Annotated in this window: 26 protein-coding genes and 1 riboswitch; of the genes, 1 reads left to right on the top strand and 25 read right to left on the bottom strand. The window is 32.2% G+C overall.

What is annotated here, in order from left to right; all coding sequences use genetic code 11:
- Window positions 1-8 precede the first annotated feature (8 nt).
- The 5 genes from coaD to KPL51_RS06535 form a co-directional block, all read right to left on the bottom strand.
- Window positions 9-491 (bottom strand): pantetheine-phosphate adenylyltransferase, encoded by a 483-nt coding sequence (gene coaD, locus KPL51_RS06555; protein ID WP_216158680.1) that lies wholly within the window; start codon window positions 489-491, stop codon window positions 9-11.
- Window positions 492-531: 40 nt separating this feature from the next.
- The gene (rsmD, locus tag KPL51_RS06550; RefSeq protein ID WP_216158678.1) at window positions 532-1,095 is read right to left on the bottom strand and encodes a 16S rRNA (guanine(966)-N(2))-methyltransferase RsmD; all 564 of its coding nucleotides are present in this window, start codon (window positions 1,093-1,095) and stop codon (window positions 532-534) included.
- Window positions 1,096-1,170: 75 nt separating this feature from the next.
- Window positions 1,171-3,243 (bottom strand): ATP-dependent DNA helicase RecG, encoded by a 2,073-nt coding sequence (gene recG, locus KPL51_RS06545; protein ID WP_216158676.1) that lies wholly within the window; start codon window positions 3,241-3,243, stop codon window positions 1,171-1,173.
- 104 nt (window positions 3,244-3,347) lie between these two features.
- Entirely contained in the window at window positions 3,348-4,991 is a 1,644-nt protein-coding gene (locus KPL51_RS06540; RefSeq protein WP_216158674.1) for a fatty acid kinase ATP-binding subunit FakA, read from the bottom strand.
- Between the two features lie 13 nt (window positions 4,992-5,004).
- Window positions 5,005-5,355 carry an Asp23/Gls24 family envelope stress response protein gene (locus KPL51_RS06535; RefSeq protein WP_164955743.1) on the bottom strand — a complete coding sequence of 117 codons (351 nt, stop codon included), beginning with the start codon at window positions 5,353-5,355 and terminating at the stop codon, window positions 5,005-5,007.
- A gap of 196 nt (window positions 5,356-5,551) precedes the next feature.
- Between KPL51_RS06535 and rpmB the strand changes: the two genes are divergently transcribed.
- On the top strand, window positions 5,552-5,743 hold the full coding sequence (gene rpmB / locus KPL51_RS06530) for a 50S ribosomal protein L28 (protein WP_164955744.1): 192 nt from the start codon (window positions 5,552-5,554) through the stop codon (window positions 5,741-5,743).
- A gap of 172 nt (window positions 5,744-5,915) precedes the next feature.
- Here rpmB and KPL51_RS06525 read toward each other — a convergent pair whose 3' ends face one another.
- From KPL51_RS06525 to KPL51_RS06430, 20 genes are all read right to left on the bottom strand, one after another.
- Entirely contained in the window at window positions 5,916-6,086 is a 171-nt protein-coding gene (locus tag KPL51_RS06525; RefSeq protein WP_216158672.1) for a hypothetical protein, read from the bottom strand.
- Window positions 6,087-6,215: 129 nt separating this feature from the next.
- Window positions 6,216-6,851, bottom strand: coding sequence for a thiamine diphosphokinase (locus KPL51_RS06520; RefSeq protein WP_216158670.1), 636 nt, complete (start codon window positions 6,849-6,851; stop codon window positions 6,216-6,218).
- Between the two features lies 1 nt (window position 6,852).
- Window positions 6,853-7,503, bottom strand: coding sequence for a ribulose-phosphate 3-epimerase (gene rpe / locus KPL51_RS06515; protein ID WP_216158669.1), 651 nt, complete (start codon window positions 7,501-7,503; stop codon window positions 6,853-6,855).
- A complete protein-coding gene (gene rsgA / locus KPL51_RS06510; RefSeq protein ID WP_216158667.1) occupies window positions 7,500-8,369 on the bottom strand; it encodes a ribosome small subunit-dependent GTPase A in 870 nt (289 codons plus the stop codon). Before rsgA ends, rpe begins: the two co-directional genes overlap by 4 nt.
- A gap of 74 nt (window positions 8,370-8,443) precedes the next feature.
- Complete coding sequence (gene pknB, locus KPL51_RS06505; protein ID WP_216158665.1) at window positions 8,444-10,372, bottom strand: Stk1 family PASTA domain-containing Ser/Thr kinase; 1,929 nt, start codon at window positions 10,370-10,372, stop codon at window positions 8,444-8,446.
- Window positions 10,347-11,093, bottom strand: a complete 747-nt coding sequence (locus KPL51_RS06500; protein ID WP_216158663.1) for a Stp1/IreP family PP2C-type Ser/Thr phosphatase — start codon at window positions 11,091-11,093, stop codon at window positions 10,347-10,349. Before KPL51_RS06500 ends, pknB begins: the two co-directional genes overlap by 26 nt.
- A 2-nt stretch (window positions 11,094-11,095) precedes the next feature.
- Complete coding sequence (gene rlmN, locus KPL51_RS06495) at window positions 11,096-12,142, bottom strand: dual-specificity RNA methyltransferase RlmN (protein ID WP_216158661.1); 1,047 nt, start codon at window positions 12,140-12,142, stop codon at window positions 11,096-11,098.
- Window positions 12,143-12,151: 9 nt separating this feature from the next.
- A complete protein-coding gene (gene rsmB / locus KPL51_RS06490; protein WP_216158659.1) occupies window positions 12,152-13,483 on the bottom strand; it encodes a 16S rRNA (cytosine(967)-C(5))-methyltransferase RsmB in 1,332 nt (443 codons plus the stop codon).
- 28 nt (window positions 13,484-13,511) lie between these two features.
- On the bottom strand, window positions 13,512-14,189 hold the full coding sequence (locus tag KPL51_RS06485) for a zinc metallopeptidase (RefSeq protein WP_216158657.1): 678 nt from the start codon (window positions 14,187-14,189) through the stop codon (window positions 13,512-13,514).
- Window positions 14,190-14,204: 15 nt separating this feature from the next.
- Window positions 14,205-15,134 (bottom strand): methionyl-tRNA formyltransferase, encoded by a 930-nt coding sequence (gene fmt, locus KPL51_RS06480; RefSeq protein WP_216158655.1) that lies wholly within the window; start codon window positions 15,132-15,134, stop codon window positions 14,205-14,207.
- A gap of 1 nt (window position 15,135) precedes the next feature.
- On the bottom strand, window positions 15,136-15,588 hold the full coding sequence (gene def / locus KPL51_RS06475) for a peptide deformylase (protein ID WP_216158653.1): 453 nt from the start codon (window positions 15,586-15,588) through the stop codon (window positions 15,136-15,138).
- Between the two features lie 135 nt (window positions 15,589-15,723).
- Window positions 15,724-17,925, bottom strand: a complete 2,202-nt coding sequence (gene priA, locus KPL51_RS06470) for a primosomal protein N' (protein WP_216158651.1) — start codon at window positions 17,923-17,925, stop codon at window positions 15,724-15,726.
- Between the two features lie 48 nt (window positions 17,926-17,973).
- A complete protein-coding gene (gene coaBC, locus KPL51_RS06465; protein ID WP_216158649.1) occupies window positions 17,974-19,164 on the bottom strand; it encodes a bifunctional phosphopantothenoylcysteine decarboxylase/phosphopantothenate--cysteine ligase CoaBC in 1,191 nt (396 codons plus the stop codon).
- A gap of 1 nt (window position 19,165) precedes the next feature.
- Window positions 19,166-19,384 carry a DNA-directed RNA polymerase subunit omega gene (gene rpoZ / locus KPL51_RS06460; RefSeq protein ID WP_216158647.1) on the bottom strand — a complete coding sequence of 73 codons (219 nt, stop codon included), beginning with the start codon at window positions 19,382-19,384 and terminating at the stop codon, window positions 19,166-19,168.
- The gene (gene gmk / locus KPL51_RS06455; protein ID WP_216158645.1) at window positions 19,377-19,988 is read right to left on the bottom strand and encodes a guanylate kinase; all 612 of its coding nucleotides are present in this window, start codon (window positions 19,986-19,988) and stop codon (window positions 19,377-19,379) included. The genes rpoZ and gmk overlap by 8 nt, the downstream gene beginning before the upstream one ends.
- Entirely contained in the window at window positions 19,988-20,260 is a 273-nt protein-coding gene (remA, locus tag KPL51_RS06450; protein ID WP_216158643.1) for an extracellular matrix/biofilm regulator RemA, read from the bottom strand. Before remA ends, gmk begins: the two co-directional genes overlap by 1 nt.
- 14 nt (window positions 20,261-20,274) lie before the next feature.
- Window positions 20,275-21,153 (bottom strand): YicC/YloC family endoribonuclease, encoded by an 879-nt coding sequence (locus KPL51_RS06445; RefSeq protein WP_216158641.1) that lies wholly within the window; start codon window positions 21,151-21,153, stop codon window positions 20,275-20,277.
- 209 nt (window positions 21,154-21,362) lie between these two features.
- Window positions 21,363-22,517: an aminotransferase class I/II-fold pyridoxal phosphate-dependent enzyme gene (locus KPL51_RS06440; protein ID WP_216158639.1), complete on the bottom strand. Its 1,155-nt coding sequence runs from the start codon at window positions 22,515-22,517 to the stop codon at window positions 21,363-21,365.
- Between the two features lie 143 nt (window positions 22,518-22,660).
- The gene (locus tag KPL51_RS06435; protein ID WP_216158637.1) at window positions 22,661-24,025 is read right to left on the bottom strand and encodes an NCS2 family permease; all 1,365 of its coding nucleotides are present in this window, start codon (window positions 24,023-24,025) and stop codon (window positions 22,661-22,663) included.
- An 88-nt stretch (window positions 24,026-24,113) separates the two neighbouring features.
- A riboswitch (purine riboswitch) is annotated at window positions 24,114-24,213 on the bottom strand.
- A gap of 73 nt (window positions 24,214-24,286) precedes the next feature.
- A complete protein-coding gene (locus tag KPL51_RS06430) occupies window positions 24,287-25,282 on the bottom strand; it encodes an asparaginase (RefSeq protein ID WP_216158635.1) in 996 nt (331 codons plus the stop codon).
- Between the last annotated feature and the right edge of the window lie 191 nt (window positions 25,283-25,473).

Below are 25,473 nucleotides of genomic sequence, written 5' to 3'. Positions count from 1 at the left end.
TCCCCCCTCTATTTAGAATTAATTTTCCTTATAATATCTGGAATAATTTCTTCTGGCACTAACCCCTTAATGCATCCTCCAAACATTGCAACCTGTTTAACTGATGAAGAACTAAGATAGCAATACTCTGCCTTTGTCATCATAAACATTGTTTCCTTACTTGGATCCAATTTCTTATTCATTGCAGCCATTTGGAACTCATATTCAAAATCTGAAACAGCTCTCAGTCCCTTTACAATGACCCCCGCATCTTCTTCATTCATTAAGTCAACAAGTAGTCCACTAAACTTCTTAACCTTTACATTAGGTAAATTTCTAACTACCTTTTTTATTTGTTCTACCCTCTCATCTACAGAAAAGAGACCATTTTTTTCAGGATTTACAAGTACCCCTACAATTAATTCATCATAAACTTTAGAAGCCCTCTCAATAATGTCTAAATGTCCATTGGTTATTGGATCAAAACTTCCAGGGCAGATTGCTCTTTCCATGATATTCCTCCATGTCTTTCTCTAGGCTAGGTAATAATTTTTAATTATTAGCCCCCTTATATTCGTAAAACAACACAGTTGTGTTTCCATATTTTCTCGAATTAGAAAGCTGAATAATAGAATTTCCTTCGTAGATTTCTTCTGAAGTATCTATTTTACAAACAATCATTCCGTCTTCTCTTAAAAGTCTATTTGCTGCAATAATTTCAATAGCAGGTGGAATCATATCTTTAGCATATGGTGGATCTATAAAAATCAAATCAAACACAATTTTTTCATCTGCAAATTGCTGCATAAACTTATATGTGTCACCTTTAAAGCACTTACATTTCTCAGTAAACTTTAAATTTTCCACATTCTTTTCTAACATCTCAAATGTGGTATCACCCATATCAATTAAATAGCATGCTGAGGCTCCCCTACTTGCAGCCTCAAGCCCTAAGCTACCGGTACCTGAAAACATATCTACCACTACCGCATTTCTTGTTCTGTCTTGTATTATATTAAATATTGATTCTTTTATTCTATCTAATGTAGGCCGCGTTCCCATCCCAACAGGGGACAACAACTTTCTTCCACGTGCACTTCCCGCAATAATTCTCATATGTTTATTCCTCCATCTAGCCAGTTTCGATAATATTTTATCATATAAATACAATATATACAAAGATATTTTTTCCTAATTAAAACAAATGTAATTAGAACTTTGATCGATTTTTTCTAATATTTCATTTTTCACCTTTATATCCTCAATATTATCACTTTGTAATAACTGCTTTGCTTCACTATTCGCAAGTTTTAAGATGTTAAAATCTTCGATTACATCCGCTAAAAGAAGACCTGATTCCCCAGATTGCTTAAATCCAAACAACTCTCCCGCACCTCTATTTTTCAAATCTTCTTCAGCAATAAAAAATCCATCATTACTTTTTATCAGTACTTCTAATCTTTTTTTCACTATCTTATTTTTTATATTAGCAAGTAGAATACAATAAGACTTATGAACTCCTCTTCCGACCCTTCCTCTAAGTTGATGAAGTTGTGCAAGCCCAAATCTTTCCGAGTTTTCAATTATCATAACTGTAGCATTAGGTACGTTTACACCAACTTCAATTACTGTTGTTGCAATTAGTACTTTAATTTCTCCTGCTTTAAATCTGTCCATGATCTCATTCTTTTGTTTACTAGGCACTTTGCCATATACCATTCCTATTTCTATGGAGCTAAAATACCCCTCTTTCAATTTTTCATAAAGCTCCTGCACTGAAGTTAAATTCATTTCTTCATTTTCTTCCACAAGTGGGCAGACTATGTAAACTTGCCTCCCCTTTTTAATTTCATTTAAAGCGAATTCATAGACTTTTTTACTTGAGTCCATACTTTCATAGCTTGTGTCTATGGTCTGCCTTCCCGGTGGCAATTCATCTATAATAGATACATCTAGATCCCCATATAAGTAAAGTGATAGAGTTCTTGGAATAGGTGTTGCTGTCATTACAAGAATGTCTACATTTTTACCTTTATTAGAAAACCTATTCCTTTGCGACACTCCAAAACGATGCTGCTCATCAGTAACAATCATACCTATGTTTTTAAATTCTACATTATCTTCTATAAGTGCATGGGTCCCAATAATAATATCAATAGTTCCTTCTTTTAGTTGCCTTTTAATTAGTTCTTTGTCTTTTGGTGATGTACTTCCACACAATAGTTGTATTGTAAGTGGAAAATCTTTTAACACCTTTTGAATTTCTTCATAATGTTGTTTTGCTAGTATTTCAGTTGGAGCCATCATCGCTGCTTGATAACCATTTTTAACCACATTAAACATAGTAATTATAGCAACTATAGTTTTGCCGCTTCCAACATCCCCTTGTAGTAACCTATTCATACCTTTATCTTTCTTTTGGTCTATGAGAATTTCCCTTACAACTTTACTTTGTGCCTTTGTAAGCTCATAGGGAAGTTTCCCCTTTAATGTTGTAAGTTCTGGAGCTATTTTAAATTGGATACCCTCATTATGAGATTTTATAAACTCTTTTAGCATTAATATTTTCAATGAATATGTAAATAACTCCTGAAATTTAAGCCTTCTCTTCGACTGGTTAAGTAGTTCTAAACTTTTAGGGCTATGTATATTCCTAGTTGCATCATCTAAAGAACAAAATCCGTATTTTTCTAAGATCCATTTAGGTAAAATCTCCGTTATTTCAATATTACAAAGCACATCGGATATAATCTTATTAAAAAAATTGTTTGTAACATTGTTTTTAAGTGGATAGGTTGCGATAATTTTATTTGTATCCACTGAATTATTTGTGTCAATTGAATTCGTTGTATCCATTGAGGTATTTTTTACTATTTTAGGATTCATCATTGTAATTTCGCCATTGAATTTATTAACTTTCCCTGTGATTATATAATTATTTGAAATTTTAAAGCTATTTTTTGCATAGGTTTGATTAAACCATTTACCTTTAAATTTATTTTCACCCTGGGTAAAGACAATGGTAGAAAGTGTTTTATTATTTTTTAACCTAAGGTCCTTTAATATATTTAAAACATTACATTCTACAATGACTTTTTCACTTTCCACGCACTCTAGAATGCTTTTTCCAGCAGATACCTGTTCATAATCTCGTGGAAAATATAGCAATAGATCTAATACGTTATAAATTCCACACTTATTCAGGGCTTCAGCCATTTTAGGTCCAACACCCACTATATATTTTATATCACTATAAATATCCACTAATACCACTCCAAATCTAAGATTTTAACAATATACGTTTCATTTTAGGACTTATAGCCCCAACAAATAAATAACAGGCCATAAGAAAAAAAGCCCTAGGGCTTTTATTCAACTGAGGCAATAAAATAATATAATGGTTGCTTTCCATTATAATGTTGAATGTCTATATCTGGATACTTAAGTTCTAAAGCAGAAATGAACTCTTCTACTTCGCTTATTACACAATCTTCACCATAGAAAATTGTAACAAGTTCACTACCTTCTGTAATCATACTATCTATAATATCTCCACAAACTTTATAAATATCTGTTCCAACTTCTTTAATTTTATTCTCAACTAAACCTAAAATATTCCCTTGTTTTATTACAGCACCATCAAATTCGGTATCTTTAACCGCATATGTTACGGAAGCTGTTGCAACATTTTTAATTGCTTCTTTTAACGTAGTCTCATTTTCTTCTACACTAGCTTCTACATTAAACATTGTTACAGCAGTTATTCCTTGAGGGATAGTCTTAGAAGGTATAACTATTACATTTTTATCTGATAGTTCTACCGCTTGAAGCGCTGCCATAAGTATATTCTTATTGTTAGGAAGTACAAATATATTATCTGCATTAATTTTATTAATACTATCCAATATATCTTGTGTACTTGGATTCATAGTTTGGCCGCCCTCTATTACAACATCAACACCTAAATCCTTAAAAATATTCTTAATACCCTCACCAAGTGCAACAGAAACAAATCCATATTTTTTATTTTCAATATTATTTTCTTTTGTAAGTTCTTGAGCTATTTCATCATCAATACCAAGTAAACTTCTATGTTGTTCTCTCATATTTTCAATTTTAACCTTAGATAGTTCACCTAATGTCACAGCTTTTGAAAGCACCAGTCCTGGATCATTTGTGTGTATATGAATTTTAAGAAATTCATCTTGCGAAACCACAACCATTGAATCTCCAATTTTTTCTAAATAGTTCTTTAACTCATTAGTATCAACACTTTTAACAATAACTAATAATTCAGTACAATATCCAAACTTTATGTTTACCGGCTTATTTAATGCTTCCGGTGATATTGTTTCTGATTTAGTGCTTTGCTTTTCTAATTTGCTAATTGTAGATTCCATATTATTCTTGAGAGCTTCATACATCCCTTTAAACAATATCAGAAGCCCCATGCCACCTGCATCAACTACCTTTGCTTCTTTTAATGCTGGAAGCATATCTGGAGTTTTATCTAACATAATTTCACTTTGATTACAAACTTCCTCCATAAGAGTAACTAAATTTGTTGCACTACTATTAACTGCACTTTCACCTGCAGCTTTAATAATGGTTAAAATAGTTCCCTCAGTAGGCCTCATAACAGCCTTATATGCAAAAGTGGCACCTTCTAAAATACTTTTAGCAAATTCTTCAGAAGTAACTTCGTCGTGGCCTTCTAGGCCTTTCCCAATGCCCCTAAATATCTGTGATAGTATAACTCCTGAATTACCTCTAGCACCCATCAGCGCGCCTCTAGCTATTTTTTGCGCTATCTCACTAATAGACTTAGTTGTCATGTTTTCAATTTCTTGCACTGCCGCTTTAAATGTCATTGACATATTAGTGCCTGTATCTCCATCTGGAACTGGAAACACATTTAGTGAGTTTACGTATTCTTTCTTCTCCTCTAACCTATTAGATGCATTTATTACCATATTACGAAAATTCTGCCCATTAATTTTAAAGTATTCCAATGTCTATACCCCCTTAAACCCTCACACCTTGTACATTTACTGTTATTGCTGCCACTTTTAGTCCTGTATAATTTTCAACATTATATCTTATCTTTTGAATTATATTATTTGCAATTACAGAAATTTTTGTGCCATATTCCACAATTATATACAATTCAATAAATAACTGGTTTTCTTTTGAATGAATTTTTACCCCTTTATTTAAACCATCACTCTTAATTAATTGCCAAAATCCGTCTTTAGCATCTTTAAGTGCCATGCCCACAACTCCATAACACTCCATTGTAGAAATGCCAACTATGTTAGCTAACGATTCTTCTGAATAATATATAATACCATTCTCGTTCGTAATGTTACCTTTCATTGTAATTCCTCCTTATAAACCCTATATAGATTATTTTATATTATAACACTGATTTATTCAAGAAAATTTATTATATAATTAATTTAGACAGGAATATTTTGCAATGCACTTGCAAGAGTAGTAGTTTCTATGTTACAATAATGCGTGTTTCAATTGAGAAGATTTTGTTCTTCGTAGTCTTAAGGAGGTGTTTTCATTGTCAAGAAAATGCGAAATATGTGATAAAGGTGTTATTTCTGGTGTTCAATATAGTCACTCACACCGTCAGTCAAAAAGAAAATGGGCTCCAAATATCCAAAAAGTTAAAGCTATAGTTAGCGGAACGCCTAAATCTATACATGTATGTACTAGATGTCTTCGTTCAGGTAAAGTACAACGTGCTATATAATTATGGAATAAAAAATGCAGCTTCGATAGCTGCATTTTTTTATTTTTTATGTTATTTTCTAAAGAAAAATTTAATTATTCGTGATATAAATCTCGGTAATTTGATAGCCACAATTCTCATTTTTCTTCCCTCCTAGTCATTAACTATAGAGCCTATATCTATATTCATATCACTAACAATGATTGTTGTGATTCATTATATAAAAGCCACAATAAACAATTCCTCCTCCCGCAGCAATTAGCCACCACCAAAATGGAAGTATAACCACTGATAAAATTCCAATGCCTACACAGGCAATAATTACTCCAAGCTGATTTCCTAAATGCCTACAATGTCTTCTCATAAGTTATTCCCCCCCAAAGTATTCCAATATTATTATATGATTAACTTTCAGTAATGTTCCAAAAAAATATAAACTATTTTTATTGAGTTTATCAATAAAAATAGTTTATATTTAGATAATTGTTCCATATTAATCCAAAGGCAATACTATTAGCAGCATCCCTGATTTAAATTTAAGCTTTACCTCAGATCGTACAAACTCATTGGAAATAGTTATACTCTCACCAATCTTTAAATTGTAATTGTTTAAAGGATATTTAGCGCCCTCAATTGTTAGCCCAATTATTTCATTGCCATAGGACTGCACTGAGAATATTTGGCCCATAGTGCCCTTTAGTGATGTTGATGCATTAGTCAGCCTTATACTATTGTTTTCGTCTTTTATGAAGGCACTGACACCATTTTTAAGGCAAATCTTAAGCATTCCAATATTACCAAGCAGATGATCAACCCTACTTCCAGTGCACCCCAGAAAAACTATTTCATTTGGTTTCATGCAAAGAGCTTTTTCAACTGCAATTTCAGTATCAGTAAAGTCTTTCTCTGTAGGGTAAGTATCTATAGTACAATTACACTTTTTAAAATAATCCAATACCCCTTTATCAATAGAATCAAAATCTCCTAGGAGTAAATCCGGCTCTATATTATAATCATATAGACAGTTAGCACCACTATCTGCTGCAATTAAATATGCATCTTCTGTAATTTCACTTGTAAGCAATTCCTTGGAAGGTGGATTACCGCCTGATATTATTATGACCTTCATGCTAAATTCCAGCTCTTAATGCTTTTATGTTTTTATCTATTTCATCATTTTTAAATACAGCGGACCCTGCTACAATAACATTAGCCCCACTATTAACTACACTTCTGATATTAGTTTCATCAATTCCGCCATCTACTTGAATCATAATGTCTTTATTATGAATATCTGCAAGAGCTCTAACTTCACTTATTTTATCAGAGCAGTAGTCAATATATTTTTGCCCCCCAAATCCAGGGTTTACAGACATAATAAGTACCATATCAAGATTACTTATTAAATATTTAATGCTGTCTACAGATGTAGCAGGATTTAATGCAACTCCAGCTTTAATACCAAAACTTTTTATGTAATTAATAGTTCTATCAATATGTCTATCAGTTTCATAATGAACAGTTATTATGTCAGCACCTGCCCCTACAAAATCTTCTACATATCTAGAGGGTTCTTCTATCATAAGATGTACATCAAATGTCAATTTTGTTAATTTTCTAATACTTTTGATGATGGGAATACCAAAAGAAATGTTAGGTACGAACATACCATCCATTACATCAATATGGATCATATCAGCACCACATGCTTCCAGCTGCTTTATATGTTCTCCTAGTCTTGAAAAATCTGCTGACAATATGGATGGTGCTATTTTTATCATTTTCTATTCCCCCTATCAATTATTTCTTCTAACGTTTTAATATAAAATTTATACCTATCCTGATAAATTTCATTGTTTTCTACAGCTTCTTTAACTCTACAATTGGGTTCCTTATAATGCATACAATTAGAAAACCTACATTGACCTTCGTACTTTTCGAATTCAGGAAAACAATGTTGTAACCCTTCTTTATCTATGAAATCTAAACTTAATGCTGAAAATCCTGGTGTATCTAGCAAGAATCCTTCTTCATATTCAATAAGCTCACTATGACGAGTTGTATGCTTACCCTTCTGAGATTTCTTACTTATATCTCCGGTTTTCATAGCTTCTCTTCCAAGTAAACTATTGAGAATAGTTGACTTGCCTACTCCAGAAGGACCGCAAAAAACAGTAATGTTATTTTTTATTCTTGTCTTAAGTGCATCTAGTCCTTGACCTTCCTTTGCTTTTAAAAATACTAAATCGCAACCAACACTCTTTAATTCTTTTATAAGGTCATCATTAACTTCCTGGACTAAATCCAACTTATTTAAACATAGAACTATTTTTAACCTATAAAATTCACAAAGCACTAGAAATTTATTTAGGAGATCCATGTTTAAGTCAGGTTGTTTAAAGGCAAAAACCACAAAAGCTTGAGTAACATTAGCAACTGCAGGACGTATCATTTCATTATCACGCGAAAAAATTTTTTCTATTACACCTTTGCTTTCATCTACTTCTAACATTATTTCGACTTTATCACCAATAACAGGGGTAAGTCCAGCATATCTGAACTTACCTCTTGCCTTGCACTCTATAACCTTATCTTCAACTCTCACAAAATATAATCCGCCTATACCCTTTATAATTACTCCTTGCATATAACCTCCATAATTTACATTTGAATTAATGTGTTTTAGACACATCCCAGATGATTAAATTATTATCATTTGTTTTATTGAGTAGCTGGGGGTGTATCAGGTGTTACTGGAGGCACAGTAGCCTTGGATGTTAAAGTTATAGTGTCTCCAACACTCGCTTTCGTCCCTGCTTCCTTATCTTGAGAATCAATGATATCTTCATCACTTCCAGGAGCTGATATGGTTATATCATCTTTTGCAGCTAAATCTTTTGCCTCTTTAACCGTTTTTCCTATAAAGTCCGGAACCTTAAATTGCTCTTTTACAGGTTCTTTATAGGTATAATAACTAAACCCTACTGAACTGCCTTCTTTAACAGTAGTATTGGGAGCAATTGTTTGATTAAAAATTTTACCATCTTGTGATTTATCATTAGTTATTACTTCTTTTGTATCACCTATTTTTAAATTTGAATTTTGTAATAACCCTTGAGCCTCGTCTTTTGATGATACAGATAAATCTGGCACTAATGTATTTTTAACTTGCACGCCCTTACTTATTACTAAATTTACTTTATCACCCTTTTGAACTAAACTTTCTTCACTTGGATCTTGACTTATTACTATGCCACTAGGTATTGAATCACTGAATTCCTCTTTAACATCGCCTAGTACCAAGCCACTTCCTTCAATGAGGGTTTTAGCTGAATTTCTATCAGAGCCTTTAACATAAGGAACCGTGAAAGTCTCCGGCCCTTTACTCACTCTAACTCTTACTTCGCTCTTAGCTTTCACTTCTGTTCCCACCTCAGGAAAACATACCGTCACAGTGCCTTTCGGTTGGGTGCTATTTTCTTCTGCAACCTCTGTAAAAGTTAAGCCCTCATCTTCAACTACTTTTTTTGCATCGCTCTTATCTAACCCTATAATTTTAGGCACTACTATCTTGCCGGCAACATCTACTTTTCCACTATTGCCAAACAGTGCATTTTTATATACCAGCCCTAAAACAGTAGCTAAAACAATTAGTAAAACTACTGCAATAGAAACTATTATCTTAGTTTTATTTTTTTTATTGATATTTTTATTGTTGTTTTTCTTTGCAATTTTTCCAGTTACTTCTTCTTTTTCATAATCATCTACATTTACAGCTTCCATAACTCTAGTGTATTCATTATCCATAGCTCTTGCTGCAATAGTATAGCCACTATTATTTTGTATTCTCTGCAAGTCTAAACGCATATCTTTTGCAGTTTGATACCTCTTTATAGGTTCTTTCTCTATTGCCTTTAATATTAATTTATTTAGGTTTTCAGGTATATTGTCATTTATATCCTTAGGAGGCACAACTGGTTCCTGTATATGTTTTAAGGCTACGGATACCGGACTTTCTGCATCATAAGGCACTCTCCCAGTAGACATCTCATAAAGTACTATTCCAAAAGAATAAATGTCCGTTCTAAAGTCTACAAAACTTGCTTTAGCTTGTTCTGGTGAAAAATAATGAGCTGACCCCATTACTGTGCTAGTATTAGTTATAGTGACAGAACTGGAAGCTTTCGCGATACCAAAATCTGTAACTTTAACCGTTCCATCTTCAGTAACTAAAATATTATGAGGTTTGATGTCTCTATGTATAATGTTATTCTTATGAGCACACTCGAGTGCTTTTGCAATCTGAATACCATAATCTATTACCTTGTTATTATCCATACTACCATTATCAAGTATAACTTGCTTTAGTGTTTTACCTTTTATATATTCCATTACAATATAATTAATATCTTTCTCGTGTCCAACATCATATATATTAACTATATTATTTGATGAAAGACTAGCTGCAGATGCAGCTTCTTTCTTGAATTTATCCATGAAATCTATATTATTTGAAAATTCTTCTTTTAGTATCTTTACAGCAACGTAACGATTGAGTAAATGACATTTAGCTTTATATACTATTGCCATTCCACCCTCTCCGATTTTTTCAAGGAGTTCATATCTACTCCCTAATATGGTTCCTATCATCTCTGCACTCTCCTTCAAATACGATAACTGATATGTTATCGCGTCCACCCTTAGATTTGCTTAAATCCACTAACATTTTGCAGCTAGAGATATTGTCATTTTCCATAATAATATCATACATTTCTGAATAAGTCACATCATTAGTAAGCCCATCTGTACACAAAATACATTTGTGTATATTTGTCAAATCAACATCAAATAAATCAACTTCCACTAGCTCATTTGTTCCAAGTGCCCTTGTAATAATATTTTTATTCGGATGATTTCTAGCTTTTTCTTCTGTTATAGTACCATTATCTAAAAGTTGTTGTACCAAAGAATGGTCTCTTGTAATTTTTGATAATTTTCTTCCACTATCAATAACATAACAACTACTGTCGCCTACATTTGCAACAACCATTTTTACTCCCTTTTTAAAACAAATTGTTATAGTTGTACCCATACCTTTAAGAGAATCACTTACAATCGACATATCATAAATTTTCTTATTTGCAGATTTAATTCCATCAGAAAGTACTTTTTTAAGATCTGAATCCTGATGATTCTGCTTTATATATTCTATAATAATTTTAATAGCTAGTTCACTTGCAACCTCGCCTGCATTATGCCCACCCATACCATCTGCTACAGCATAAATGTCAAAATCACTGGTTTCAAAATAACCTACAGAGTCTTCGTTTGTTTTTCTAACATTTCCAATATCAGATAAAACCCCCAGCATTGTTACACCCCCTCATTTACGTTATTCCCTTTAATGTGGCTTCTCCTTAGTTGTCCACATGCCGCATTAATATCCAGGCCCATTTCGCGTCTTATTGTGGTTTGAATATTATTACTTTCCAGTACTCTCTTAAACTCATTAACACTATCATTTGGTGATCTTTTAAGTTCATTTTCTTCAATCTCATTAATTGGAATTAAATTAACATGACATAACATATCATTTAATAACACACTTAACTTTTCTGCATCTCTCTTGCTATCATTAAGATCCTTCACAAGAGCATATTCAAAAGTTACTCTTCTATTAGTTTTATTTATATAGTACTTACATGCATCAATAATTTCTGCAATAGAGTACTTGTTTGCAATAGGCATACTCACCATTCTAATTTCATCTGTAGCTGCGTGAAGTGAAATAGCTAGTGTCGTTTGCAACTGAAAATCAGCAAATTCTTTAATTTTGGGTACAATTCCACAAGTAGATATAGTTATATGTCTTTGACCAATATTGAGCCCATTTTCTGAATTCACAACTTCTAAAAATTTCATTACATTTTCAAAGTTGTCAAATGGTTCACCACTTCCCATTAGTACCACATTAGAAATTCTCTCTCCAATTAACTGCTGTGATTTCATTATTTGAGATAACATTTCTCCAGAAGTTAGGTTTCTAATCATCCCTCCGATGGTAGAAGCACAAAATTTACAACCCATCCTACATCCAACTTGAGTTGATATACATATTGAATTCCCATGTTTATATTTCATAACCACACATTCAATTAAGTTACCATCATTTAACGCAAATAGATATTTTCTTGTATCATTTAGTTTTGAAGTATGCTCAGAAATTAGCTCAGGTACTCCTATATAAAAATTGTCTTGAAGCTTTTCTTTTACAGTTTGTGGAATATTATTCATATTCTCAAACTTCCAAATATCCTTATAAATCCAGTCTGATACTTGTTTAGCTCTAAATTCACTTTCCCCATTACTTTTCATCCATTGTTTTAATTCTACCAAATTTAAATCTAAAATATTTATCATTTTATACACCTACCGCGCTTTTATGATTTTGGCTATAAAAAATCCATCCATGTATTCATTTGGCAATATAGTTACATACCCTGCTTCACTATAGTTTATATTACTGAATTTGCCATAAAATACTGGCTGAACCTTAAACTCTGGATGATTTTCTATAAACCAATCAACATTACCTTCATTTTCTTCCTTATTAAGTGTGCAAGTTGAGTATACAAGCACTCCACCACTTTTTACGTATTTGGAAGCATTCTCCATTATTTTTCTTTGTGTGTTAATTATATTTTCTATATCTTTTATATGCTTACTCCACTTTATCTCAGGTTTTTTTCTAATAATTCCAAGACCAGAGCAAGGTACATCAATAAGTACCCTATCTGCAGATTCCAGTAAACTTGGATCATAAATTGTAGCATCCATAACATTACAAGTTGTATTTATAATTCCTATTCTATTTAAATTTTGTTTTATTAATGATAACTTATTTTCATGTAAATCAAATGCAAAAATATGTCCTGTGTTTCTCATAATTTCTGCAATATGTGTTGTTTTTCCACCTGGAGCACTACAAAGATCTAACACTTCTAAATTCGGTAAAAGGTCCATAGAATGGGCTGTAAGCATGGCACTTTCATCCTGAACTGTTATGCTTCCTTCATTAAATAAAAGGTTATTCTCTATATTTTTACCTTTTATAATCCGTATCGCATCCAAGCACGCATAGCCTTTTTCTATATTATACCCATTTTCTATAAGTTTTTGCCATATTTCATCATAAGTTAATTTCAGAGTATTTACTCTAACTGTAACATCAGGTCTACAATTTAAGCCCCTTAGAATTTCCTCAGCGGTGACAATTCCATATTGCCTTATAAATAGTTTAACTAAAGCCTTAGTAAATGAATACTCAAAGCATAATCTTTCAATATCATTTTTTCCATTATAATAGGGTGCATTGTCCTCTCTTAGATAGTTTCTAAGTACTCCATTAACAAGTTGCGCTGCTCCCGCATTGCTCATCTTTTTTGTTAAGTTTACAGCCTCGCTAACAACAGCAAAGCTGGGGATTTTATCTAAAACCCTAATTTGATAAACTGATATCCTTAGTATGTTTAAAACAAAACTATCTAAGGATTCAAAACCTTTTTTTATAAATCTGCTCAATATTTTATCTATAGTATATTTATATTTTAAAGTGCCATAAACTATTTCTGTAACTAGCGCTTTATCTTTATCATTTAGATCTGATTTGTTAAGTTCTATGCCTAAAACTATATTAGAATAAGCATTTTCATTTATTACTTTTTCAATAACTATAATTGCTGTAAGTCTACTATTATTCATGTTATTACCTCAATTTTTCATTTGATTTTTATCTGTCGCGACTTAATAGAATTAGCCTTATAAGCTGAGAAATCGCCATAAGTGCTGCAGATAAATATGTCATAGCAGCTGCACTAAGTACTGATTTTGCCCCTTTTAGTTCATCTCCATAAAGTATACTTTTAGATTCTAAAATTGTAAGTGCTCTACTAGATGCATTAAATTCAACAGGTAGAGTAATTAACTGAAATACTACCACGGCTGAGAATAAAATAATTCCAACATATATTAAAGGCTGAACACTTAAAATTATTCCTACTAAAAATAATAACCATGATGCATTAGAACTAAAATTAACTGCTGGCACTATTGCATTCCTTATTTTTAAAGGTGCATAATGTTCCTTGTCTTGAAGAGCATGCCCAGTCTCATGGGCAGCAACCCCTATAGATGCTACTGAAGTCCCATTATAAACCTCGGCTGAGAGTCTCATAACTCTTTTAGATGGGTCGTAATGGTCAGTAAGTTTTCCACCTACAATTTCTATTGGTATATCAAAAAGTCCACCCTCATCTAGTAGCATTCTAGCTACCTGTGCCCCAGTGTAACCATTTGCACTATTGACCTTAGAATATTTACTAAAAGAAAACTTAATTTTAAGCTGTGCGAGTGCCGATATAATTATAGCTGGCAATAATATAAGCATAGTACTATCATAAAAAAACATATTCATTCACCTCTCTTAATTTAAAATAATACCTTCCTCTATCTTATTTCCTATTATATAGTCCTTAACTTTTAATGGCTTTTTACCTGGAAATTGTATCTCTTCAATAAGTAAAATGCCACTACCAGTTGATACCTTTATTCCCTCTTTTGAAACCTCTATAATACTTCCAATGCTTTTATTCGACTCTTCATCAATTGCTCTTGATTTATATATTTTCATTACGCCGTTGTCATAATGAGTATATGCAACTTGCGTTGGATTTAATCCTCTTATAAAATTATGAATATTAGCATTGCTGTCAGCCCAATTTATATTTGCCATTTTCTTATTTAGCATAGGCGCATATGAGTTAATCTCATCTCCTTGCTTAACTGGCACTATCTCATTATCTACTATACCCTTTATTGTTTTAACTAAAAGTTCACCACCACTATTGCTAAGAATATCATGCAATTCACCAGCGGTAATAGTACTCGTTAGTTCTACCTCTTCTGTTAGAAACATATCTCCAGTGTCAATACCAACATCCATAAGCATGGTTGTATTCCCACTTTTAGTCTCTCCATTAATTATGCACCAATTAATAGGAGCAGCCCCTCTATATTTTGGTAATAATGATGCATGTAAATTTATGCACCCATATTTAGGAATATCCAATACTTCCTTTGGAAGTATCTGACCAAAAGCCACTACTACAATAAAATCAGGTTTTAAATTTTTAATTACTTCTATGATTTCCTCGTTCTTTTTAATTCTTATTGGCTGGTATACCGGTATATCATGTGAAATTGCTAATTGTTTAATCGGAGACATTGCCAAATTTTTGCCTCTTCCTTTTGGTCTATCTGGCTGAGTAAAAACAGCACAAACTTCAAATTCATTTATAAGTCTAGCAAGGGATGGCACCGAAAACTCTGGCGTACCCATAAAAATTATTTTCATATTATTTCTCCTCATCGTCTATTGCTTTGTCTACAAACAATATGCCATCTAAATGATCTATTTCATGGCAGAATGCTCTTGCAAGAAGACCCTCTCCATTTATAACTACGACTTCTCCCTTTTCATCCAGTGCCTTTACTGTTACTTCATTAGGCCTTTCTACATTTTTTTGTACCCCTGGTATACTTAGGCACCCTTCATTGGACACATTTGCACCCATAGTTTCTATTATCTCTGGATTAATAAGTGCCATAGGTCCATTTCCAATATCAATAACTATTATTCTTTTTAAAATACCAACCTGCGGACCAGCAAGACCTATTCCCTTTGAATTATACATGGTTTCTTTCATATCTTTAATTAATAGTAAAATCCTTGGGTTAATTTCATCTACTATTTTGCTTTTTTTCCTTAAAATGTCGTCCCCATAAGTTCTAATTGTTCTTATAGCCATTCAAAAACCCTCCTTGTTATTAATTTATCTTCTTTGAAGTTACTCATCTTCTTCGAAGGTGTAACATTAACGACTTCAGAAGGATATTTAAATTTTCATTTAAAAAATAATGTAAACTTTCCTTCTGAAATGTTGTTAACTCATACTACTCGGATTAATATCTATACTAACCCTTACACTATTATAAATATTTTTAACTGATTCATAAACTAAATTTTTTATATCCTGTGCAATATCTCCCTTAATATTTCCTTTAATTATAATTTGCCATCTGTAGAAATTCTTAATTTTAGATATTCCACAAGGACAGGGTCCTAGTACTTTAATTTTATCATTATCTCCAATTTTATATTTTAAATTTATGCCAACATTTTGTATACTTTTTATTAACAAATTTTCATCCTCAGAGCTCATAGATATAACAAGAATACTGGTAAAGGGTGGATAGTCCATAAGTTTTCTGAGCAAAATTTCATTTTTATAGAAATTATCATAATCATTAGCTGCAGCATATTGTATGGTGAGATTATCTGCACTATAAGTTTGTATAACTACTTTTCCTTCTTTTTTACCTCTACCTGATCTTCCTGAGACCTGAGTTAAAAGTTGAAATGTACGCTCAAAAGCCCTAAAATCAGGTAAATTCAATGATAAATCTGCAGCTATAACTCCTACTAATGTAACATTTTCAAAATCTAATCCTTTAGCTACCATTTGAGTTCCAATCAAAATATCTGCTTGTTTGTTTTTAAAGGTATTGTATATATATTCATAAGAATTTTTTTTCCGTGTTGTGTCAAAATCCATTCTCAAGGTTTTTGCACTTGGAAAAATTCTGTTAATTTCTTGTTCAATTTTTTCTGTCCCAACTCCAAAATATTTCACATAACTACTTCCACAACTAGGGCAAGTTTTACTAATTCTTTCTTTTTCCCCACAGTAATGGCAAGTTAAGTACTCACTTGAATTGTGATAGGTCAGCGATATATCACATTTTTTACATTTGAAAACATAGCCACATTTTCTACAAGACACGAAAGTTGAAAATCCTCTTCTATTTAAAAATAATATTACTTGCTCATTTTTCCCTAAAGCTTCTATAATTCCTTCATGTAGTGATTTACTAAAGATTGAACGATTATTATTCATGAGTTCTTCCCTCATATCAACGATTTCTACTTTGGGCATGGCAGCACCATCAGCCCTTTCATTAATAGTAATCAGCTGTAGCTCCTTCATTGAAGCCCTATAGTAACTTTCAATAGATGGTGTCGCTGAGCCGAGTAATAATTTACAATCCTCCAGCTCACATTTGATATTGGCTATTTCCCTAGCATCAAATTTTGGATTACTGTCTGATTTATAACTTGCTTCCTGCTCCTCATCTATAACAATTAATCCTAAGTTTTCAAAAGGTAAAAATATAGCTGATCTAGCCCCTATGGCAATTTTAACATTTCCAAGCTTTACTCTCATCCATTCATCAAAACGTTCACCATCCGATAATCTACTATGAAAAACTGCTATATCACGACCAAATCGCCCTTTAAATCTTTCGACCATTTGAGGTGTTAGTGATATTTCTGGTATAAGTATTATAGATTGTTTATTTTCTTTTAACATATAACTTACCAAATTCATGTATATTTCAGTCTTTCCACTACCTGTAACTCCATGTATTAAAAATTTTTTATACCCGGAATTCATTATAAAATCTACTGATCGTTGTTGCTTCTCATTTAGTACTCTTTCTTCATATTTGGCATAGTTTTTTTCACTGTACCTATTAATTACAATCTCTTCTGTAGATAGAAACCCATGTTTAATCATGGTATTAACTGATGACAAGGATTTACTGAAAGTTATACTGAATTCATTTTTGTTGTATTTCATATTATTTAGTTGTACTTGCTCATAAATATTTTTATAAGGTTCCTTTAAAAATTTACCTTCTAGTTCCTTACTTACAGTTAACAGCTGTGCAGTTTTGCTTTTTATACCTTTTGTTATCCCTCTTGGAACAATAACTTTTATGCATTCTAAATAAGTGCAAAGATACTTTTTTTTCATAATCTTCACAAGTTCAATATCAGTTATTTTAAGAAGTGGCATTTCATCACAAATACTGGCTATTTCCTTAATATTATTAACATTATCACATTGCTTATACAATTCTAATACAAACGCATCCAGTTTCTTGTTTCCCCTGCCAAAGGGTACCTTAACTCTAAATCCTAAAAGAACTTTACCTATTAAACTAACAGGTATTTTATATGTAAAAATCTTATCCACTTGAACCGAATCGTTATTCACCACAACTCCAGCATACTGATACACACAATCACCCTTTTGATTTTGTAATTTTCTATAACATAAAAAAGCGCATTAGCGCTTTTTATTTATTAAACTAAACAATTCCCCAGCGACTTGTTTTTTTGTCATTTTTGCTATTGCAATTGGATCCCTATCTTTGCTTAAAATAGTCACTTTATTATCCTCAGTTCCAAAGCCAATATCTGCCGCTGTTATATCATTAGCAACTATATAATCTAAATTTTTATTCGTAAGTTTTGCTTTTGCATTTTGAAGTAGATCATTACTTTCAGCCGCAAATCCTACCAATATTTGATTTTTCTTATGTAGTCCTAATTCTTTTAAAATATCATTGTCACGTACAAATTCTAAAGTTAATCCATTTTCGCCTTTTTTAATTTTACTATTAGAGTATATTTTAGGTTTAAAGTCTGCCACAGCCGCCGCACTTACAACTATATCACTATCTTCAAACTTATTTAATACAGCCGCCCTCATCTCTTCATTAGTATTTATCCTTATGAGAGTTACACCAAAGGGCTCTTTTTCATTAGATGGACCAGATATTAAAGTTACAACAGCCCCTCTATCTCTAGCTTCCTTTGCAATTGCATAGCCCATTTTGCCTGTAGATCTATTTGTTATAAATCTTACAGGGTCAATTGGTGCAATTGTAGGCCCTGCTGTAACTAAAACACTAATGCCCAACATGTCTTTTATGGGATATAATTTACTCATAATTATTTCAAAAATATCTTCAGTTTGTGCTAATTTTCCTTGTCCTATATCACCACAGGCCAGTCTTCCTGAAGTAGGAGAAATAAACTCATAACCACAAGCCATAAGTTTTTGAATATTACCCTGTACTACTTTATTATTGTACATATTGACATTCATTGCTGGGGCAAATATCACTGGTGCCACTGTTGCCATAATAGTAGTAGTAAGCATATCATCCGCTATACCATTTGCAACTTTACCAATTATATTAGCAGTTGCTGGAACTACAACCATTAAATCAGCTTTTTTAGCAAGAGATACATGTTGTATCTCCCAGGCTTTAGGCTCATCAAACATGTCATGAATAACAATATTTTGACTTAATGCTTGAAAGCTTATTGGATTTACGAACTCCGATGCCGCTTTAGTCATTATAACATGTACGCAAACATCTTCTTTCCTTAATCTACTAATAACATCTAATGCTTTATAAGCAGCTACACCACCTGTTACACCAATAACTACTGTCTTTGTATTTTTCATACTATTTTATTCCCTCTTTTGTTGTAATAGCCAAAATAGCTCCTTCATAGATCTCATGTATAGCTATAGTAACTGGTTTCGTAGAATCCACATGTACAAGTGGGCTTTGACCCTCTATTAGTTGTCTTGCTCTTTTTGATGTTGCCACAACTAAGGAATATCTGTTATCAACCTTTTCTAATAAATCTACTATTGATGGGTTTATCATTGAATTATTCATTAATATTTTCCTCCTTTAAAAAAACTCCATTCATTCTATCTACTCTACATCTTTCTGCAATTACAATGCTTTCAATTTTTTTACAAGCACTATCTACAGTATCATTAACAACTGCATAATCATATTTTGACACGAAACTAATTTCATTATGAGCTGATGTAAATCTAGTAATTAAAGACTCTGGTGTTTCACTGCCCCTATTGGTAATTCTATTTTTTAATTCCTCCATGGATGGCGGAAGAATAAAAATAAATAAACCATTGGGATAGGACTTCTTAACCATAAGCGCGCCTTGAATATCTATTTCAAGTATTACATCTCTGCCGCTATCTAATACTTTTAAAACCTCAGATTTTGGTGTACCGTAATAATTTCCATAAACCTCTGCATATTCAAGAAAATCTTCTGTTTCAATTTTTTCTAAAAATTTATCTTTTGTTATGAAATAGTAGTTTACTCCATCTATTTCATCATTCCTTGGACTTCTAGTAGTGGCAGACACCGAAATCCAAAAATCATTTTTTTGGAGAAGCGACTTGCATACAGTTCCTTTACCAGCACCGGAAGGTCCTGAAATAACAATGAGCTGACCTTTACACCCCATTATTCCTCAACCTCGTCTAAACGATCATCATCTTTAACAGATAAGCGGTGTGCAACAGTTTCAGGTTGAACAGCTGATAAAATAACATGATCACTATCTGTGATAATAACCGCTCTGGTTCTTCTTCCATAAGTAGCATCAATTAGCATACCTCTATCCCTTGCTTCTTGAATTATTCTTTTAATTGGAGCTGATTCAGGGCTTACTATTGCTACCAATCTATTTGCTGAAACAATGTTACCAAAACCTATGTTTATTAATTTTATACTCATCGCGCGCCTCCTGTTTATTCTATGTTTTGTATTTGTTCTCTAATTTTTTCTATTTCACTTTTCATATCAATTACTGTATTTAAAATTTCTAAATCATTTGCTTTCGAAGCTATAGTGTTAGTTTCTCTATTCATTTCTTGAATAATGAAATCAAGCTTCCTTCCAACCGGTCCGTTTATTATTAGAGTTTCCTTCATTTGCTGTATATGACTATTAAGTCTTACTATTTCTTCATCAATTCCAGCTTTATCCACAAAAATTGCAACTTCCATGGCAACTCTATTCTCATCAAATTCAACTTCCTTATGAAGAGCATTTAGCCTTTGAGTTAGTTTCCCCTTGTACTCACAAAAGACAACGGGAGCTCTTTCTTTAACCTTTTGAACCAACCCATTGATTAAATCACATTTACACATAACATCCTCTAGTAATTTTTCTCCTTCTCTTTCTCTCATAAAAAGAAGAGCTTCAAGGGCTTCATTTAATGATTGTTCAATCTGCTCAAAAGTCTCTGAAACATCTTCCTCCTTTTGTTTAAGAGTTACTACCTCAGGTAATCTAGCAATTTGAGAAACTGATATATCATCTCGAAGATCATATTTATCTTTTAGAACTCTAAAGCAGTTCATATAACTTTCAGCTAATTTTTCATTTAAATAAGCTTCTACATCTTCCTTATCATAATTACCTTGAGTTACAAATACGTCAAGTTTTCCTCTTTTTACTTTTTCACCAATTATTTTTCGGATTTTATCCTCAAAAGATATTAACACTCTGGGCATTCTTATATTGGTTTCGAAATATCTATGATTAACACTCTTAATCTCAATGGTAAATCTTTTACCATCTTTTTCAGATCTTCCTCTTCCAAACCCAGTCATACTCCTAATCATAACAACGCTTCCTTCCAATGTTCATTGTGAATCCTTATAATTATACATAAACCAACACCACAATTTCAAGTCAAAATCATAAGTTTTCACTTTAATTACGTTTTTTATTTAAAAAAATACTGTTAAAATGTATTTTAATGTATTTTTAAAATAGTTCACACTTATAATAAAATATTTCCTATATAACTTATATTATACCAATAATAATATTAATCACCACATTTTTTTAAAGATTTTAAAGCTTCTTCAATAATAAGTCTATCTTTAGTCAATGCTATACGGAAATAATCGTATCCAAGGTTGCCAAAAACATTCCCAGGTGTAACCACAATTCCATGATTAATCAATAGTTCCGCGCAAAACTCATTAGTTGTATAATTTTTAGGTGTTTTGCACCACAAATAAAAGGTCCCCTCCGCATCAAAAAATTCAATGTTCTTTTGGAGCAGAATCCTTTTAGCAACTTGTCGCCTTTCATCATATATTTTTCTTAGATTTTGAATATAATCACGTTCTAAATTAAAAGCAGCAATTGCGGCCTTTTGCAATGGAATAAATTGACCAGAATCACAATTACTTTTCACCTTTAAAAGCGCATTTATTACTTTAGCATTCCCTACAGCATAACCTATTCTATATCCTGTCATATTGTAAGTTTTAGATAGAGTTCCAAACTCCACAAATTGCCTTTTTACATCATATTGCATAAGACTAATAGTTTTTTTGTCTACCTTAATTATCTCATTATATGCCGAATCATTACATAAAACAATGTTATTATCATAAGAAAACTTTACAATATTCTTGTAGAACTCTGAACTTGCTACTGCACCAGTTGGATTATTAGGATAATTTATAAATATAAGTTTACATTTAGAGATGATTTCCTTCGGGATAATATTGAGATCGGGCATATATCCATTGCTTTCCTTTAACGGGATAGTATAAGGAATGCAGCCCCACAGTTTTGAACAGATACTATAAACAGGATATGCAGGTTCTGGCACTATTACATACTCTCCCACATCGCATACTGCTGGGATGATATTGCTTATGCCTTCTTTTGAGCCTATAAGAATTATCACTTCCTCCAAATCTAAACATACAGAATAAATCTCCTTATAATATTTTATAACCGCTTTTTTAAGTTCAATTATACCATCATAAGGAGGGTAGTTATTATACCTATACCCTTTTAATCCATCTACTAGGGCATCAGTTATTTTTGAATTAACTTCTAAATCTGGATCCCCTATGCTCAAGTCAATGATTTTTTTCCCGGTGTGAAGATATTCATTTTTCATATCTTCAATTTTTTTGAAATGATATTCATTAATATTGGATAGCCTATTATTTATTTTCATAATACCACCCTTATACAATTTTGTATTATGTTATTCGGGTGGCACTAGCTTTGTTACAGTACTTTTATTAATAAAGAAAAGACAAGTACATATCACTGCAAATGTACCTGTCTTTTCTAAGTAATTCTAAACTTATTTTATTATTATTGATTTAACCCTGTGATAACCAATTTAGCGATAAATAATACTGCCAAAATATAAATTACAATTGAAACCTTTTTTCTTTTACTAGCATCCCTAGTAAATATATTGTTTGCAAGATTTAAAACTGCATAAGAAAGAATTCCTATAGTTAAACCATCTCCAATACTATAAGTAAGTGGCATTAATGCGATTGTTAAGAAGGCAGGAACTCCCTCTGTAAAATCACTAAAATCTATTTTAACTATGTTTTCCATCATAAAGAATCCTACAACTATTAGCGCAGGTGCAGTTGCACAGGATGGTATTGCAACGAATAGTGGTGAGAAAAACATTGCTATTAAAAATAATACTCCAGTTATAACAGAAGCGAGTCCAGTTCTAGCGCCTTCTGCAAATCCCGCCGAACTTTCTACAAAAGTAGTTACAGTTGAAGTCCCAAGGAAAGCTCCCACAGTAGTACCAACCGCATCTACAAGTAACGCACGTCCAGCATTTTTTACATTACCATTTTTATCAACAAGTCCAACCTTAGATGCAACTCCTACTAAGGTTCCTACAGTATCGAAAAAATCAACAAATAAAAATGTTAATACTATTGTAAGAAATTCCAATATTTTACTTGTATCAGTTAGGTATGAAAAATCTAGTTTACCAGCAATTGGTGCTATTGATTCAAATTTAAATATACCTTTGGGAGTACCTATTCCATATGTTGCTGCTGCCTGAGGTGATATTATAGCAAATATCCAAGCCAATATTGTACTTGCAGCTATTCCCCATAACATAGCTCCTTTAACATTTTTCTTAGACAAAACTACAATTATAATTACTCCAATTACAGTTATTAATACTGTTGGCCTTGTAAAATTACCAAGGGCAACCTTTGTTGCATCATTACTAATTACAATACCAGCATCTACAAACCCAATAAATGCAATAAAGAGCCCTATACCTGCAGTAACTGCTAATTTTAAAGTTGTTGGTATAGCATTAACTACTGCCTCTCTCACACTAGTTAAAGATAATATAATAAAAATAATGCCTTCTACAAAAACAGCCGCTAGTGCTACTTGCCATGGAACTTTCATTCCTATTACTACAGTATAAGCAAAAAATGCATTGAGTCCCATTCCTGGTGCTAGTGCAAAAGGAAGATTAGCATATACTCCCATAAATATTGTGGTAAGTCCTGCCATTAAACAAGTTACTGTTACTACAGCAGCTGCTGGCATTCCTACCCCAGGATCCCCCAATATATTTCCATTAACTGCAATAATGTATGCCATTGTTAAAAATGTAGTTACTCCTCCAATAATTTCTTTTCTTACGTCGCTTCCATTTTCTTCTAACTTAAAACGTTCCATTTAGTCAACCTCCATAATGTTTACAATACAAAATAAAACCACTAGGGTTCATGAGAAACCATAGCGGTCACTAATACAAAGGTATTAAATGGCCTCACAGATTACTCATAGTCGAATATTTTTGGTATTCGGTAGAAACTTCTGAACCCTATTATCAGAACTATATGAGTTGTAGTGAATATTTTGTTTTTGTACAAACATAATAACAAAAATATTTATATGCGTCAATGCCATCACGAATATTAAGATATAAATTCTTTATTAAATTCGGCTTTTATAACGTCCACTCTCGAACATTCTTTCAATTTCTTCTATATTTGCGGTCTTTGCAAGTGCAAGCATAAGTTTAATTCTAGCCTTTTGGCCTGGCAAACTATCCCCAAAAATAACTCCAGCATTTCTAAGTTCCTTTCCACCACCTGGATATCCATAGGAATCTAATACTCTTCCTTTAAAGCATCTAGATACCATAACTACTGCTACTCCTTTTTCTATGGCTTTTTCTACTCCTTTAGCCATTTTAGGTGGAATATTCCCTCTCCCCATAGCTTCAATAACAAGTCCTCTTGCACCTTGCTCAACACAAAAATCAATTAATTTAGAATCCATTCCAGCACAAGCTTTTATTAAATCTACTCTAGTCTCTATTTTTTCTGTAATAATATGTTCTTTTTTCAAACTATCTCTGTAAAATATTGCTTCATTATTATCTATAATCCCTATTGGACCAAATTCTGGGCTCTGAAAAGTATTTAGATGCATTGAATGTGATTTAGTAACTTCACCCGCACAATTAAGTTCATCATTTAAGCACACCAGTACCCCCCTATTACGAGCCTCTGGGGAAATAGCTGTACAAATCGAGGCTGATAAATTTGCCGGTCCATCATACCCAAGTTCCGAACTATTTCTCATGGAACCTGTAACAATTACAGGCTTTGGATTATCTATAGTTAGGTGCAATAGATATGCCGTTTCCTCAAGGGAATCTGTGCCATGTGTCACTACAACTCCGCATATATCATCTCTGCGTAAAAAACTTTGTATGTATTTGGATAGTTCCATCATAAGCTCTGGTGTCACATGAGGCCCAGGTAAACTTGAAAACGTATATGATTCTACCTCAGCAAAATTTTCAATTCCAGTAACCATAGACATTATTTCTTCTCCACTTAAAGTTGGAATTGCAGCCTTTATTCTTGGATCAACCGTCATTGCTATTGTTCCTCCATTAAATATAACCGCAACCTTTTTCATATGAAATTCCTCCTAAAATTTATTTTTAATTTGAATATTATATTTTATTTGTTTTAATCAGTACAAATAAGTATAACCTAATATGGGTTAAGTTAAAAAAATTAATATGTGTGAATTTTCTTGAACAAACAAACTCTATTTTACAATATATTTATAATAATTACATCTCTTATTTTAAATTAACACGATAG

This window comes from Clostridium bowmanii, assembly GCF_018861315.1.
GTDB classification, from domain to species: Bacteria; Bacillota; Clostridia; order Clostridiales; family Clostridiaceae; genus Clostridium_AD; species Clostridium_AD bowmanii.
The sequence above is the reverse complement of the archived record's forward strand: the minus strand, read 5'-3'. Positions and strand labels throughout refer to the sequence as shown.